The organism is Streptomyces sp. NPDC048507, from assembly GCF_043199995.1.
GTDB lineage: Bacteria > Actinomycetota > Actinomycetes > Streptomycetales > Streptomycetaceae > Streptomyces.
Map to the genome: position 1 here is coordinate 157,090 of NZ_JBICWZ010000007.1, position 14,189 is coordinate 171,278.

Annotated in this window: 14 protein-coding genes; 7 read left to right on the top strand and 7 right to left on the bottom strand. The window is 76.0% G+C overall.

Features of this window, described 5'->3' with window-relative positions; genetic code table 11:
* Positions 1–67 precede the first annotated feature (67 nt).
* Both ACGFXC_RS20935 and ACGFXC_RS20940 read left to right on the top strand, forming a co-directional pair.
* A complete protein-coding gene (locus ACGFXC_RS20935; protein ID WP_393714853.1) occupies positions 68–1,000 on the top strand; it encodes a pseudouridine-5'-phosphate glycosidase in 933 nt (310 codons plus the stop codon).
* The gene (locus ACGFXC_RS20940) at positions 997–1,926 is read left to right on the top strand and encodes a carbohydrate kinase family protein (protein WP_393714855.1); all 930 of its coding nucleotides are present in this window, start codon (positions 997–999) and stop codon (positions 1,924–1,926) included. The genes ACGFXC_RS20935 and ACGFXC_RS20940 overlap by 4 nt, the downstream gene beginning before the upstream one ends.
* A gap of 9 nt (positions 1,927–1,935) precedes the next feature.
* Here the strand turns inward: ACGFXC_RS20940 and ACGFXC_RS20945 are convergent, their stop codons facing one another.
* A complete protein-coding gene (locus tag ACGFXC_RS20945; protein ID WP_393714857.1) occupies positions 1,936–2,607 on the bottom strand; it encodes a uridine kinase in 672 nt (223 codons plus the stop codon).
* Positions 2,608–2,699: 92 nt separating this feature from the next.
* On the opposite strand from ACGFXC_RS20945, the gene ACGFXC_RS20950 reads away from it, so the two are divergent.
* Positions 2,700–4,145 (top strand): WGR domain-containing protein, encoded by a 1,446-nt coding sequence (locus ACGFXC_RS20950; RefSeq protein WP_393714859.1) that lies wholly within the window; start codon positions 2,700–2,702, stop codon positions 4,143–4,145.
* A gap of 121 nt (positions 4,146–4,266) precedes the next feature.
* Complete coding sequence (locus ACGFXC_RS20955) at positions 4,267–4,920, top strand: DUF2293 domain-containing protein (protein WP_393714861.1); 654 nt, start codon at positions 4,267–4,269, stop codon at positions 4,918–4,920.
* 60 nt (positions 4,921–4,980) lie between these two features.
* Here ACGFXC_RS20955 and ACGFXC_RS20960 read toward each other — a convergent pair whose 3' ends face one another.
* Positions 4,981–5,688 carry a chaplin gene (locus tag ACGFXC_RS20960; protein ID WP_393714863.1) on the bottom strand — a complete coding sequence of 236 codons (708 nt, stop codon included), beginning with the start codon at positions 5,686–5,688 and terminating at the stop codon, positions 4,981–4,983.
* Between the two features lie 126 nt (positions 5,689–5,814).
* Here ACGFXC_RS20960 and ACGFXC_RS20965 point away from each other — a divergent pair, with 126 nt between their 5' ends.
* Positions 5,815–6,360, top strand: coding sequence for a hypothetical protein (locus tag ACGFXC_RS20965; protein ID WP_393714865.1), 546 nt, complete (start codon positions 5,815–5,817; stop codon positions 6,358–6,360).
* On the opposite strand, the gene ACGFXC_RS20970 is transcribed toward ACGFXC_RS20965, so the two are convergent.
* The 3 genes from ACGFXC_RS20970 to ACGFXC_RS20980 form a co-directional block, all read right to left on the bottom strand.
* Complete coding sequence (locus ACGFXC_RS20970; RefSeq protein WP_393715350.1) at positions 6,344–7,612, bottom strand: SWIM zinc finger family protein; 1,269 nt, start codon at positions 7,610–7,612, stop codon at positions 6,344–6,346. The genes ACGFXC_RS20965 and ACGFXC_RS20970 overlap by 17 nt on opposite strands.
* Positions 7,546–10,464, bottom strand: a complete 2,919-nt coding sequence (locus tag ACGFXC_RS20975) for a DEAD/DEAH box helicase (RefSeq protein WP_393714866.1) — start codon at positions 10,462–10,464, stop codon at positions 7,546–7,548. Before ACGFXC_RS20975 ends, ACGFXC_RS20970 begins: the two co-directional genes overlap by 67 nt.
* A 122-nt stretch (positions 10,465–10,586) precedes the next feature.
* Positions 10,587–11,888, bottom strand: a complete 1,302-nt coding sequence (locus ACGFXC_RS20980; RefSeq protein WP_393714868.1) for a helix-turn-helix domain-containing protein — start codon at positions 11,886–11,888, stop codon at positions 10,587–10,589.
* A 211-nt stretch (positions 11,889–12,099) separates the two neighbouring features.
* On the opposite strand from ACGFXC_RS20980, the gene ACGFXC_RS20985 reads away from it, so the two are divergent.
* Both ACGFXC_RS20985 and ACGFXC_RS20990 read left to right on the top strand, forming a co-directional pair.
* Positions 12,100–12,711 carry a hypothetical protein gene (locus ACGFXC_RS20985; protein WP_393714870.1) on the top strand — a complete coding sequence of 204 codons (612 nt, stop codon included), beginning with the start codon at positions 12,100–12,102 and terminating at the stop codon, positions 12,709–12,711.
* A gap of 39 nt (positions 12,712–12,750) precedes the next feature.
* Complete coding sequence (locus tag ACGFXC_RS20990; RefSeq protein WP_393714872.1) at positions 12,751–13,014, top strand: DUF6343 family protein; 264 nt, start codon at positions 12,751–12,753, stop codon at positions 13,012–13,014.
* 1 nt (position 13,015) lies between these two features.
* On the opposite strand, the gene ACGFXC_RS20995 is transcribed toward ACGFXC_RS20990, so the two are convergent.
* Entirely contained in the window at positions 13,016–13,348 is a 333-nt protein-coding gene (locus ACGFXC_RS20995) for a tetratricopeptide repeat protein (RefSeq protein WP_393715352.1), read from the bottom strand.
* Positions 13,349–13,504: 156 nt separating this feature from the next.
* The gene (gene coaE, locus ACGFXC_RS21000) at positions 13,505–14,107 is read right to left on the bottom strand and encodes a dephospho-CoA kinase (protein WP_393714873.1); all 603 of its coding nucleotides are present in this window, start codon (positions 14,105–14,107) and stop codon (positions 13,505–13,507) included.
* Between the last annotated feature and the right edge of the window lie 82 nt (positions 14,108–14,189).

Here is a 14,189-nt window from a genome sequence, read left to right on the forward strand (position 1 = left end):
GGACAGCTTCGCGCCGGAGCCCGGCGGGCGGGTTTGGGGCCGCGGATCCCGTGCCATGGATGGGGACATGCCACAGCACAGAGCAACCGGGGTCCCCGTCCTGTCGGAAGAGGTGCGCGAGGCGCTCGCCGCGCGCAGGCCCGTCGTCGCCCTGGAGTCGACGATCATCGCCCACGGGCTGCCACGCCCCCGCAACCTGGAGGTGGGCCTGGAACTGGAGGCCCTGGTCCGGGCGGAGGGGGCGGTTCCGGCGACGGTCGCGGTGCTGGACGGAGTGGCGTACGCGGGCCTGGACAAGGGCGGCCTGGAGCGGATCGCCGCGGGTGAGGGCGTCCGCAAGCTCGGCCACCGCGACCTCGCGCCGGCCCTGGCCGCGGGGGCGACGGGCGCGACGACCGTCTCCGCGACGGCCCTGCTGGCCTCGCGGGCGGGGCTGCGGGTCTTCGCCACGGGCGGGCTGGGCGGCGTACACCGCGAGTGGACGCGCTCGCAGGACGAGTCGGCGGACCTCGCGCTGCTCGCCCGGACCCGGATCACGGTGGTGTGCGCGGGGGTGAAGTCGATCCTGGACGTGCCGGCCACCCTCCAGCGGCTGGAAACGCTCGGTGTCGGGATCCTCGGCTACCGCACGCGCCGCTTCCCCGGGTTCTACCTGGCCGACTCCGGCGAACCCGTCGACTGGACGGTGGAGCACCCGCGCGAGGTGGCGGCGGTGATGGCCGCTCAGGACGCCGTCGGCGGACCACCGTCGGCGCTCCTGGTGGCCAACCCGGTGCCCGTGGAGCAGCAGCTGGACCCCGCCCTGCACGACCGGGTCCTGGCCGGGGCGCTCGCCGAGTGCCGGGCGCGCGGGATCACCGGCCAGGCGGTGACGCCGTTCCTGCTGGACCAGCTCGTACGGGCGACCGGCGGAGCCTCCCTGGAGGCGAACCTGGCGGCGGTCAGGGGCAACGTACGCCTCGGCGCCCTCGTCGCCGGGGCCTGGGCGGCCCGCGCATGACGGCGGCGCAGGTGGCGGGGATACCGGAGGCTCCGGAGGCTCCGGGGGCGCTGGTGGTCGTCGGGGACGTGGTCACGGACGTGGTGGCGGTCCATACGGAACCCCTCGCCCCGGCGACGGACACGGCCGCCCGGATCCGTACGCTGCCCGGTGGCGCGGGGGCGAACGCGGCCTGCTGGGCGGCCCGCTCGGGAGCCGCGGAGGTACGGCTGCTCGCCCGGGTGGGCGCGGAGTCGGCGCGCTGGCATGAGCGGGCCCTGGTCGACGCGGGGGTGCGGCCCCGGCTGGTGGTGGACCCGGTGGAGCCGACCGGGACGGTGGTGGCGCTGGTCGGCGAGGACGCGGAGCGGACCTTCCTCACCGACAGCGGGGCCTCGCTGCGGCTGTGCCCCGCCGACTGGGCGCCCGCGCTGCTGGACGGCGCCGCGCACCTGCACCTGTCGGGGTACCTCTTCTTCGCGGAGAGCAGCCGGGAGCTGGCTCTGGTCGCGCTGCGGGCGGCCCGGACCCGGGGCGTGCCGGTCAGCGTGGACCCGGCGTCGGCGGGGTTCCTGACCGTGCTCGGTGCCGGGCGGTTCCTGGCGGCGGTGGCGGGGGCCGGCGTACTGCTGCCGAACGAGGACGAGGCCCGGGTCCTGACGGGCCTGCCCGATCCGGTCGCGTCGGCCGCCGAGCTGAGTCGGCGGGTGCCGCTGGTCGTGGTCACCCGGGGCACGGGCGGCGCGCTCGTCGCGGAGGGGGGCCGGGTCACTGCCGAGGTCCCGGCGCGGCCGGCCGACGCCGTGGACACCACGGGCGCCGGCGACGCCTTCACCGGCGGTTTCCTGGCGGCCCGGCTCGCGGGCGCCGACCCGGCCGGCGCCGCCGCGGCGGGGTGCGGCGCGGCCGCCCGGGCGGTGAGCCGTCTGGGCGCCCGCCCCTGCTGACCGGCCCGGTCACCCCCGGCCGGGGCAGCCGCTCCACGCCGGGTGCCGCGGATCGTCGGCCCGGACCAGCACGTCGGCCGCCGCCGCCGGGTCGGTCTCCCGCGCGTACCGGTCGAAGGCGGGCAGCGTCCAGCGCGCGCCCTCCTCCGTACGCCGCGCCAGCGCCCCCGCCGACAGGCTGATGTGCACGCTGAGGTCGAAGGGGAACCAGTGCCCCATCAGCAGCGGCCCGTGCACGACCAGCACCGCTCCCGGCGGCAGTGCGGTGTACGGGCTGCGGGTGGCCCGGTCAGTCACCGGGTCCCAGAGGTCGGGCAGCACCCGGCCGCTCCCGCCGGGGTCGGTCGGCCCGAAGACCTCCCGCCACAGGGCGCCGGTGTCGTACCAGCCCCCGAGGAACGCGTCCACGTCCTGCCGTCCGAACTCGTACCGCAGCGACGCCGGCCGCAGGAACCCCCCGGCGCCGACGACCAGCACCGTGCGGCCCCGCGCCCGCAGCGCGTCCGCGAGGCCTCCCGCGAGCAGCCCGGTGTCGGCCGCGGGCGCGCCGTCGATGCCGACGCGCTGCCAGACGGCCTCCGGCCCGCCGTCGCCCCCGCCGTCGCCCCCGGCCGGGGGGCCGTCGAGGTGGGCGGCGAGCCGCTCGGCCATCCGCTGCCAGGTGATCGCTTCCAGCTTCACGGTCCCATTGTCAGTGCTCGGGCTTAGCTTTTTTCACGAGGGATCACCGGTGAACAGGAGCCGTTGGCCCCACTCTTGGGGAGGGGTCTGTCATGGCTCGGGAGACGACGTACCTGGAGCTGTCGCAGGAGGACGGCGCGGCGCACAAGTTCTACGAGGTGACGGTCGACGGCACCACCGTCTCGGTGCGCTACGGCCGCATCGGCGCCGCCGGACAGCTGCAGAGCTCCTCGTTCCCCACGCCGGACAAGGCCCGGGCGGCCGCCGCCAAGAAGATCGGCGAGAAGGTCCGCAAGGGGTACGCGCCGGCGGTCCAGGGCGCCCGCGCGGCCCGCGCGGTGACCCGCAGGCAGGTGACCTCGACGCCGTCCACGGCGCGGGCCGTGGCGCCGGTGCTGTGGCGGCTGCGCACCGGCTCCTCGGCGTTCGGCATCCACGTGGACGAGGAGCGCTGCTGGGTCGGCAACCAGGCGGGCGACGTGTACACGGTGAGCCACGGCGGTGAGGTGCTGGCCCGCTATTCGCTGCCGGACGGGGTCAAGTGCCTGGTCGCCGACGAGTTCTGGATCTACGCCGGCTGTGACGACGGCACCGTCTACGACCTGTCCTCCAAGGTGCCGTTCGGGGCGTACGACATCGCGGCGGACGTGGACATCTTCTGGCTCGACATCCGCGAGGGCGTGCTGAACGTGGCCGACCGCGACGGCGGGCTGACGGTCATCGACCACGAGGACGAGTTCCAGTGGTCGCGCCGCTCCGCCGGCTCCAACGCCTGGATGGTCCGGGCGGACGACAGCGCCGTCTACCACGGGCACAGCCAGGGCGTGACGGCCTACGCTCCGGACGGCAGCGGCGAGTTGTGGCACACCGCCACCAACGGCTCGGTGCTCTTCGGCTGGCAGGAGCGGGACGCCGTGTACGCGGGGACCGGGCGCAACACCGTGCAGCGGCTGTCCAAGGCGACGGGCGCGGTGGAGGCCTCGTACCGGTGCGACGCGGCGGTGTACTCCTGCGCGACCTCCCCGGACGGGCGGCACGTGTTCGCGGGCGACCTCGCCTCCTCGGTGTACTGCTTCGACGCCCAGGGGCGCAGGCTCTGGAAGCTCGGCACGGGGAGCGGGGCGGCCCTGTCGATGCAGTACTTCGACGGACGGCTCTATCTGGTCACGACGGACGGCTCGTTGGTGTGCGTGGACGCGAGCGAGGCGGCCATCGCGGCGGCCCAGCAGGGCTCGGTGCCCGCGGCGATGGACGTCAAGTCGGCGGCCGCCCTGCCGGTGTTCACCCCGGCGGCGTCGGCCGCCGCGGTGGCGACGGTGCGGTCGGCCGCGGTCCCGGCGGGCACGGTGGTCGTCGAGTGCGTGCAGCAGAACGGCCGGATGCGGGTGCAGGTGGTGTCGGAGGGCTTCGAGTCCAGCTGGAACGTGCAGTTCCCGCGCGGGATCCGGGAGCCCGGCGCCCGGTACGTGGTGGACGGGCTGCACCCGGCGTCCGGGGGCTTCTACCGGGTGCGCGGCGAGATCCGCCGGCTGGTCTGAGCCCCGGGGGGGGCGGTGCCGTGGCGGACGGGGGTCACCACGGCACTTCCCCGTACGGGGCGGCGCCGATTGCCCGTCCGTACGAGGTGAGAGGAGCCCGGGGCGGCGGTATCACCACCCTATGAGTCTCGTCGTTTTCGAGTCACAGAAGCAGATCCAGTGCGCCGAGTGCCGACGGGGCCCGCTGCGGCACCTCGTGCGCGAGGCCGGTGTGCCCCGCTGCCTGGACTGTGCCGACCTGGGGCACCTCGTGTACCTCCCGCGCGGCGACGCGGCGCTCACCCGGCGGGCCCGCGCGGCCAGTTCGCTGTCCGCCGTCGTCGTGCGCCGGCACCGGGGGCGGCGGCGCTACGAACGTCAGGGGCTGCTGGTCGAGGAGGCCGCCCTGGCCCGGGCGGAGCACGCCTGCCTCGCGGACGCGGACGCCCGCGCCCGCCGCCGGGAGCGCGACCGGCTGCGCAGGGCGGCCGAGGACGTGCGGTTCACCGCGGCGTTCGGCGCCGAGATCCTGCGGCTGTTCCCCCGGTGTCCGCCCGGCCGCGCCCACGCGATCGCGGCGCACGCCTCGGTGCGCGGCAGCGGCCGGGTCGGCCGCACGGCCGCGGGCCGCGCCCTCGACGAACAGGCGGTGTCGGTGGCGGTCCGGGCGGCGGTGCGGCACACCGAAACCGATTACGACGCCCTGCTGATGGCGGGCGTTCCCCGCTTCACGGCCCGGGCCCGCCTCGCGGGCCGGATCGACGCGGTACTGGACGGCTGGCGTGCGGCGCCGTGAGCTCCGCCGCGCACGCGCCGGGGTCCGGCGCCGGAGTCCGGCGCCGGGCCGTCCGCCGGTTCAGGCGGAAGCGCGGAAGCGCCGGTAGAGCAGGGCACCGCCCAGGAGCAGGGCTCCGCTGCCGGGCAGCAGGTAGCCGAGGCCGTCGGAGCCGGTGTGGGCCAGTGCCGTGGTCTCGCGCGGCGGGACGGAGCGGACCGTCGGGGCCGGGGGCGCGGGCGGGGTGACCGGCCGGGCGGTGACGGGCGGCTGCGGGGGCTTGCCGATGGTGGGGGTCTCGCCGTTGACGGCGGTGTTGCCGTGGGAGGCGTTGCCGACCCCGACGACGCTCACCGAGTTGCCGCTGAGGTTGACGGGCAACTCCACGGGAAGCTGGAGGCCGTTGCCGGAGAGCAGTCCGGGTGAATCCTTTCCGCGCCCGTCCGCGACAGCCCCCGCGCCGTTCCTCGACCCTGATGTCGACGTGTCCCCGGCTCCGGACGGATGGGCGGGCCTGGGCCCGGGATTCCCCCCGCCTCCCGACCCGTTGGCACATCGGTTGCCGCTCGCGGAATTGAGTACTCCGACGACGCTCACGGTGTTTCCGCAGACGTTCACCGGTGTCTGCACCGGCAGTTGCAGCAGATTGCCCGAGAGGAGCCCCGGCGAACGCTCGGCCTGTCCGCCCGCGTCCGCGTCGGCGTGGGCGAGGCCACCCACCCCCGCGACCGCCAGTCCACCGCCCGCGACCATCGCCGCGATCAAGCCGTTCCGACGACTGTGACGCATCAGTTTTCCTGCCTTCCGGAGGGTTCGCGGACATCTCGCCCGCACCGGAAACAACGCCCTAAACCCATTCGGGTTATAGAGCAGGTAAGCATTTCACTCCATCGTGTATTGGGTACTGCCTCCTTCATGACGGAACGACCTCTGCTCCTGCTGGACGTGGACGGACCCCTCAATCCGTTCCGCGATCCCTTCGCCGCCCTGCGCGGCTACACGAGCCACCGGATGCGACCCGACATCTGGCTCTCCTACCGCGACCCGCAGTCCCGGCGGGCCCGGCGCGGGCTCCGGGTCCGGCTCCATCCCGCCCACGGGGCCCGCCTGTTGGCGCTCCCCTTCGAGCTCGCGTGGGCGACGGCCTGGACGCACCAGGCCAACACCCTGATCGCACCGCACATCGGACTCCCCACCGACCTGCCCGTCATCGACTGGCCGGAAATGTTCGCACGCGATCCCGACGGGCTGTTCTGGAAGACCCGGCCGCTGCTGGAGTGGGCGGCCGGCCGTCCCTTCGCCTGGGTCGACGACATGATCACCCCCGCGGACCGGGCCTGGGTCGCCGCCCACCATCCCGCCCCGGCCCTGCTCCTGCGCATCCGTCCCGGACGCGGCCTGCGCGAACGGGACTTCCGTGCCCTGGCCGGCTGGGCGGCCGAGGTCAGCGCAGGGCGGTGACGGGATCCGGCGAGGCGGGGGCGGGGGTGGGCCACCAGTCCTCGGTGCCGGGGCGGGACTCGTAGCCGTACCAGAGGCCTTCGCGGCTCAGCCGGATCTGACGGGTCCGGGCGGTGAGGCGGTTGCGGTCGGGGCGGAAGGAGCCCTGACCGGCGGCGAGGAGCGCCGGTCGGGCCCGGTCGAACGGGCCGGCCGGAGGGTCCCAGGGCTCGTCGAGGACGGTGAGGGCGGGCAGGCCGCCCTGCCGCCAGGCCGCGGCGGCGCGGGCCAGGTCGGTGCTGGTGCGGCCGGTGGCCCGGGCCAGGTCCCGGTACAGGGTGCGCGCGGCGCCGGTCAGGCCGGCGGTGGGGTGCGCGGAGGCCAGTCGTACGGCGTCCTGCCACGGGGTGAGCCCCCCGGTGGGGTCGGATCCGGTGGTGAGCAGGGCGAGGGCGCGGGCGGCGGCGTCGGTGGCGAGCTGGTCCAGGGCCAGCGGGTCGGGGGCCACCGGGTCGGCCGGGTAGGCGGGCGGCAGCCCGATGGCGGCGGGGGCCGCGGGCACGGCCGGCAGCGGGGGCAGGACGGTGCGGGCCACCGCCGCGCGGGCCGGAACGCCGGGGAAGTCCGGTGCGGAGCCGGGCTGTTCGCGCGCGGCATGGGCGGCGTTGCGCCGGGTCAGCTCCTCCAGGAGCTCGCGCTCCCCGCGGCCGCGCAGCAGCAACAGGACGAAGGGGTCCGCGTCGAGCAGCCGGGCGGCCCGGTAGCAGAGCGCCGCGGCGTGCTTGCAGGGCGGCCGCGCCACGTCGGGGCAGGAGCAACGCGCGACGAGCTCGCCCGCGCCGGGCAGCACCGTCTGCGCCAGGGACTGCGGAACCTCCCGCTCCAGGAGTGCTCCCAGGGCCGCGGGGTCCGCCGCGACCGCCTCCAGGAGCTCGGCCCACGCGCCGTCCGCGAAGGCGGCCAGCGACAGTTCGGTGCGGTACGGGCGGGCGCGGCTGCCCCGGACGTAGGCCACGATGCGGCCCGGGGTGACGGTGACGGCGTCGACGTGTCCCTCGGCGGCGTAGGCCCGGCCCCGGGCGAGCCGGGCCGCGTCGTGCGCGCGCGCTTCCAGGGCCGTCACCCAGGCCCGGCCCCACCAGGTCGCCGCGTCCACGCCCGCCGGCACCGTCTCGAAGGTGCGGCGGCGGTCGTCCCGTGCGGTGATCACGCGGGCCTCCGCAGGGAGACGAGGTCGGCGAGTTCGCGGTCGGTGAGTTCGGTGAGGGCGGATTCGCCGGAGCCGAGGACGGCGTCGGCGAGGGCGCGTTTGGCGTGGAGCATGTCGGCGATGCGGTCTTCGACGGTGCCTTCGGTGATGATGCGGTGGACCTGGACGGGCTGGGTCTGGCCGATGCGGTAGGCGCGGTCGGTGGCCTGGTCTTCGACGGCGGGGTTCCACCAGCGGTCGTAGTGGATGACGTGTCCGGCGCGGGTGAGGTTGAGGCCGGTGCCGGCGGCTTTGAGGGAGAGCAGGAAGACGGGGACCTCGCCGGACTGGAAGCGGTCGACGAGTTCCTCGCGGCGGGGTACGGGGGTTCCTCCGTGCAGGAGCTGGGTGGTGATCCCGCGCGTGGTGAGGTGTTTCTCCAGGAGCCGGGCCATGGTCACGTACTGGGTGAAGACCAGGACCGAGCCGCCCTCGGCGAGGATCGTGTCGAGCAGCTCGTCCAGCAGCGCGAGCTTGCCCGAACGGTGCGGGATCCGGGGCGGTTCCTCCTTCAGGTACTGCGCCGGGTGGTTGCAGATCTGCTTGAGCGAGGCCAGCAACTTCATGATCATGCCGCGTCGTTCCATGCCCTCGCTCGACTCGATCACCGCCATGGCCTCCTCCACCGCCGCCTGGTAGAGGGAGACCTGCTCCCGCGTCAGGGACACCGGATGGTCGGTCTCGGTCTTGGGCGGCAGCTCGGGGACGATGCCGGGGTCGGACTTCTTGCGGCGCAGCAGGAACGGCCGCACCAGCGCCGCCAGCCGGGCGACGGCCGCCTCGTTGCCGCCGTCCTCCTCCTGCTGGTGCTCGACGGGGCGGGCGTGCCGGGCCCGGAAGGTCGTGAGCGGTCCCAGCAGGCCGGGGGTGGTCCAGTCGAGGAGGGCCCACAGCTCGGAAAGGTTGTTCTCGACGGGCGTCCCGGTCAGGGCCACCCGGGCCGGGGACGGGATCGTGCGCAGCGCGCGTGCCGTCGCCGAATGCGGGTTCTTCACGTGCTGCGCCTCGTCCGCGACGACCAGGCCCCAGGAGACGGCGGCCAGTTCGGCGGCCGCGCCGCGCATCGTGCCGTACGTGGTGAGCACGAAGCCCCCCGACGAGGCCGACGAGGCCGACGAGCCCGACGAGCCAGCCGGCGCCGGCGAGCCCGCCGGGGCCGGCGCGTCGGATGCCTGCGGCAGGCCGTACAGGCTGCGGCCCGCGCCGTGGAAACGGCGCACCGCCGTACCCGGCGCGAACCGCTCGATCTCCCGCTGCCAGTTCCCCAGCAACGACGCCGGACACACCACCAGCGTCGGCTCCGCCCGGTCCCGGTGCAGATGCAACGCGATCAGCGTCACCGTCTTGCCCAGCCCCATGTCATCCGCCAGACAACCCCCCAGACCCAGCGAACTCATCAGATCCAGCCACGCCAGACCCCGCAACTGGTAGTCCCGCAACACCGCCTTCAGCCCCACCGGCTGCGCCACCACCGGCAACTCCCCCGTCAACCGCTCCCGCAACGCCGCGAGCGCCCCGACGGGCACGACGGGCACGGTCTCCCCGTCGGCCTCCGCCGTCCCGGTCAGTACGGTGGCCAGCGCGTCCACCGGGTCCAGCAGCCCGAGCTCCCGTTTGCGCGCCTTGCGCACCAGCTCCGGATCGACCCGGACCCACTGGTCGCGCAGCCGCACCACGGGCCGGTGCGCCTGGGCGAGCGCGTCCATCTCACCGGGGGTGAGCCGGTCCCCGCCGAGGGCGAGCTCCCAGGAGAAGGCGAACAGCGAGGCGGCGTCGAAGAAGGCGGTGCCGTCGGTGGCGGAACCGGGCGCGGCGGGGCGCACGACGGCGGTCGCGGACAGGGTACGGGCCAGCTCGCGCGGCCAGTGGACCGCTACGCCGGCCGCCGCGAGGCGGGGCGCGGCCGTGCCGAGCAGGTCTTCGAGCTCCGGGTCGGACAGGGCCAGCGCATCGGGCACGGACTGGTCGAGCAGGCGCAGCAGCGGCGGCCAGACCCGGGCGGCCCGGCGCAGCGCGAGCACGGCGTCGATCCGGGCGCGCGGCCCGAACCCGGCGGCGGCGGTCCCGGCCCACAGCTGCGCGGCGTCCGTCACCAGCGTCGGATCGGCGAGGCTGTGCACCTGCACCACGGCGGCCCCGGCGCGGCGCACGTCCGGCGGCTCGGCCTCGTCGAAAAGCCGGAAGGAGGACAGGTCCAGGCGCAGCGAGACCCCCACCCCGGTATCGGCGCCGGCCGCGACCTGCGCGGCCCACTCCTTCATGCCGGGCACCCGCTGCGGCTCCCGCGCGGCGAAGGGGAGCCCGGCGGCGAAGGGCGCGGCCGGGGTACGGGGCAGGGTGTCGGCGACGGCATCGAGGAACGCCCGGACCAGGGCCTGCGGTTCGGGCAGCGTCAGCGGGCGGCGGCCGGCGAGCGGGGTGGCGTACCCCTCGTACGGGAGGGCCGCCGCGACGGCGCGCAGGTGGGCGACGTCCTCGGCTTCGAGGGGCCCGGCGCGCCAGGCGTCGATCCCTTCGGGGGTGAGCCCGGGCAGCAGCCGGCCGCGCGCGACGAGGAGCAGGGCGAGCCGGGCCGCGGCTCCCCAGGCCCGGGTCGCAGGGTGGGAGGCGGGGCTGTGGGGTGCTCCGGCGAGCACCGGCAGGGCCTCGGCGAGGGTCAGGGTCAGCGCGGGCACGGTACGGGTACGGACCCCGTCGCCGTGCGGCCGGACCACCTGGAGCGGGCCGGGGCTGCCGCCGCCGGTCTCGGGCAGCGGATCGCCCTCGGGACACCAGAAGGCGACCCGGCCCTCGCGGGGGACGGCGGCGGGCAGGAACACCGCGGCCCGGCGCAGCAGCGGCGACGGCGGTTGTCGTGGCGGCTGCGGCGAGCTCATTGCGCTCCCCCTCCCTGACGTCTCCGGCTCCGCCCGGTCATGGCGGCTCCACTGCCGTCGAGTCTAGGCGGGCCCACCGACAACCGCCGCTGACCTGCACGGATACCGGGGTGAGGGGTGGGTCAGCGCATCCAGCGGCCCTGCTCGGTGGCGTATCCGTACTCGGGCCGTCCCGTCGTGCCGCTGGTCCGCCAGGGGACGCCGGAGTCGTCCAGCCGCAGGGTGCCAAAGGAGCCGCCGGGGCCGCTCCAGCGCAGGTCGAGGTACCAGTCGCAGTCGCAGCGCGCGGCGGTGGCCTCCACCCTGAGCACCGCGGGTTCGTCGGCGGAGACGCGCACCGGGAAGCGGGGGGCCGGGATCGGCTCCCCGGAGTCGTTGCCCGCGAGGGGGCGTGCGAGCGGACGGGGGGCGTCCAGGTCGACGGCGAACACGGCCGGGGTGAGGGCACCGCCACAGCCGAGGGACATCCGGTAGACGTTCCACGGCGGCGGGGTCCGCCGCGCGGCAACGCGTACCTCCAGCCCCTGGAGCACCACGGCCCCCTCGCCGGTGCCGTGCAGGGTGACCTCGACGATCTGGCTCCCGGCGTGCACGGCGCGCTGCGCCCGCGCCCAGCCGGGCGCGTCCGCCTGCACGGGTGGCGCGGGCACGGCCGCCGGGGCCCGCTCGGAGAGGTAGGCGTGATCGCACCCCGAGGCCCACACGTGCGACCGGACGACGGCCGCCGGTGCCGCCTGCGGTGCCTGAGACGCCTGAGACGCCTGCGGTACGGGGCTCCCCGGCGCGGCGGCGGCCGGGAGCGACGGGCGGACGCTGCCCGACGGCGACGCGGAGGGCGTCGGCAGCGCCGGTTCCGTGGCCCCCGGCGCCACCGGCCCGGCCCGACCGCCCGCCCGCGACGGCGCGGCGCCCCCGGCGGGCGGCTGGGACGGCCCCACCGCGAGCACGGCCGCCACCGTCACCGCGGCCACCACCCCCACCCCGGCCGCCACGACCCCCCGCCGCCGGTGGCGGACCCCCGCGGCGCCGCCCGCGCCCGCAGGCCGCACCACGCTCCCCCCAGCCGCTCCCCCGTGACCGGACCCTCCCCCACCCGCCTCCGGCCCCGGAACCTGAGCCGGACCCGGGCCCGGGGCCGGGGCCGGGGCCTCGGGGGGTCCGGGTGGGGTTGGGGCGCGGCGGCGGGCGTCGGCCAGGAGCCAGGCGCGGTGCAGTTCCACCGCCTCGTCCCGGGACGCCCCGCAGGCCCGGGCGAAGCGGTCCACCACCGCGAACTCCGCCGGCACCGCCTCCCCGTTGCAGTACCGGTGCAGGCTCGACCCGCTCGTGTACAGCCGCCGCGCGAGCGTCCCGTAGCTCGCTCCCCCGCGCTCCTTCAGCTCCCGCATCAGCCGCGCGAACCGCTCGGTCTCCGCATCTCCCACGACGCCCCCCGTCCCGTGACTCCGTCCCATGCCAGGGATGTTCCCCCAGGTGAAGGCATGTACGACCGTCCCAGTGTCCCGATCCCGCCCCAAGACCTCGCACCGCCCCCCGAACCGGGGAAGGCTGTTCCCGCGGCACCGCACGCCGGGCGCCACACGCCGCACGCCGCACGCCGCACGCCGCATCCGCATCTCGTACGGGGAGTACACCGTGTTCCGACGTTCCACCGCCTCCGCCGTCCTCGCGACGGCCGCCGCGCTCGCCCTCGCCCTGAGCGCCTCCGGCACCGCCACCGCCGCGGCCACCGCGCCCGGATTCCTCGGCGCCGCCGACCTGCCCCCGCACCCCTCCTCCCCCTGGACCGCGGGGAAGATCGTCAAGGGGCTGCCCGAGACCGCGCCGTTCTGCCTGGAGGGGGCCCTTCCGGCGGCCGGCAGCTGGCACCGCTCCTTCGGGACCGACCTCGACACCGGTGCCGTGCAGGTCTCCGTACGCACCGCCTCGGACGCCGCGGCCGCCAAGCTGGCCACCGCCCTGGAGCGCAGGGCCGCCGCCTGCGCCGCGGACTGGCTGCGCCGCACCCCGGGCGGCACGGCCTCCTGGCAGGACTACGGGAAGCTCCCGGTCGAGGAGGGCGCGCACGTCTACGGGGTCGACACCTCGATCCCCGAGTCCGAGCCCGGTGTGCACCTGTTCGGGATCGGCCGCGACGGTGCCACCGTGACCGTCGTCTCCTGGGGCCAGATGGGGCACCTGACCGACGCCCCCGTCCCGGCCTTCGAGAAGACGACCACCACGGCCGTGAACAAGCTCAACCCCTGACCGCCGTCACGGTGCGACCATGGACATGAGGCGATGCCCATGCGTACCGGAAACGAGCCGGTGACCGCCCGCAGTCCGCTGCGGCTGCGGTTCTGGCTGAGTCTGTGGGGGATGGTCTGGGGCGCCGCCGGGGCGGCCGCGTTCGCCCTGGCCGGCCGTCCCGGCTGGGCCGCGGCCTGCGCGGCGCTCGTCGTGCTGGCCGGGGTGGACCTGGTGGTCGTGGTCCGGCACATGCGACAGGGCCCGCACTACCAGCCGGGCCGGGACGTGCCCCCGTACAAGCCGCCCCGCCGGGGCGGCTGACTCACTCCTCGAAGCGCGCCGCAGCCAGGTACTCGGGCTGCGGGTCGAGGGCGGCGGCGAGCCGGAAGTGGCGCCGCGCCCGGTCGGGCCGCCCGGACCGCTCGTGGGTGCGGGCGAGCGCGAAGTGGGCGAAGGCGTTGTCCGGCTCCCGTTCCAGCACGACCCCGAACTCCCGCTCCGCGCGGCGCAGCTGGGCCGAGGCGAAGAAGGCCCGGGCGCGCAGCAGCCGGGCCGCGGTGTTCTCGGGGTGGGCGGCTATCACGGAGTCGAGGAGCCGGAGCGCGCCGCGCGGGTCCCGGGCGGCGAGCAGCTGCTCGGCGGCCCGGTAGTCGATGACGTGCGTCTCGGGACTGACGGCACCCGGAGCCGGCCGGTCCCCGGACCGGTCCTGCGGCTGCGGCTCCGGCTCCGGCTGCTGTGGGGGCGTGGTGTCGGACACGGTGTTCTTCCTTCCCTCTTCGGGCACGTTCAACGCCCCCCGCCGCCGGGGCTATTGCGCCGCCGCGCGCGCCGTGAGTTCCTTCCACACCGCGCGCACCTGGGGCTCCAGCTCCGCCAGCGGCCCGTCGTTGTCGATGACCAGCGTGGCCACCGCGAGCCGCTGCTCCCGGGTGGCCTGCGCGGCCATCCGGGCCGTGGCCTCGTCCTCGGTCATGCCGCGCAGCGCCGTCAGCCGGGCCAGTTGCGTCGCGGGCGCGGCGTCCACGACGACCACGAGGTCGTAGAGCGGTGCGAGCCCGTTCTCCGCGAGCAGCGGTACGTCGTGCACCACGATCGCGTCCGGTCCCGCGGCCCGTTCCAGCTCGGCGGAGCGTGCTCCGACCAGCGGGTGCACGATCGCGTTCAGGGTCCTCAGCCGCTCGGGATCGGCGAACACGACCGCGCCCAGCTTCGGCCGGTCCAGGGCGCCCCCCGCGGTCAGTACGCCCTCCCCGAAGGCCGCCACCACGGCCGCGAGCCCGGGGGTACCGGGCTCGACGACCTCCCGCGCGATGCGGTCGGCGTCCACGACGACCGCCCCGTACCCCGCCAGCAGCCGCGAGACCTCGCTCTTGCCGGCACCGATTCCGCCTGTCAGGCCCACTTTCAGCATGCTGTGCACCCTAGGCCCCGTCGGCCCGCCGCAGCCAGGCCCCCCGCACCGGCCGTGGGCCGGGAGCGGAGGCCGGGAGCGG

Excerpts from the sequence above, each read along its gene's own strand:
- ACGFXC_RS20935 (WP_393714853.1), top strand. The coding sequence starts at position 68 with ATGCCACAGCACAGAGCAACCGGGGTCCCCGTCCTGTCGGAAGAGGTG.
- ACGFXC_RS20940 (WP_393714855.1), top strand. The coding sequence starts at position 997 with ATGACGGCGGCGCAGGTGGCGGGGATACCGGAGGCTCCGGAGGCTCCG.
- ACGFXC_RS20950 (WP_393714859.1), top strand. The coding sequence starts at position 2,700 with ATGGCTCGGGAGACGACGTACCTGGAGCTGTCGCAGGAGGACGGCGCG.
- ACGFXC_RS20955 (WP_393714861.1), top strand. The coding sequence starts at position 4,267 with ATGAGTCTCGTCGTTTTCGAGTCACAGAAGCAGATCCAGTGCGCCGAG.
- ACGFXC_RS20960 (WP_393714863.1), bottom strand. The coding sequence starts at position 5,688 with ATGCGTCACAGTCGTCGGAACGGCTTGATCGCGGCGATGGTCGCGGGC.
- ACGFXC_RS20965 (WP_393714865.1), top strand. The coding sequence starts at position 5,815 with ATGACGGAACGACCTCTGCTCCTGCTGGACGTGGACGGACCCCTCAAT.
- ACGFXC_RS20975 (WP_393714866.1), bottom strand. The coding sequence starts at position 10,464 with ATGAGCTCGCCGCAGCCGCCACGACAACCGCCGTCGCCGCTGCTGCGC.
- ACGFXC_RS20990 (WP_393714872.1), top strand. The coding sequence starts at position 12,751 with ATGCGTACCGGAAACGAGCCGGTGACCGCCCGCAGTCCGCTGCGGCTG.
- coaE (WP_393714873.1), bottom strand. The coding sequence starts at position 14,107 with ATGCTGAAAGTGGGCCTGACAGGCGGAATCGGTGCCGGCAAGAGCGAG.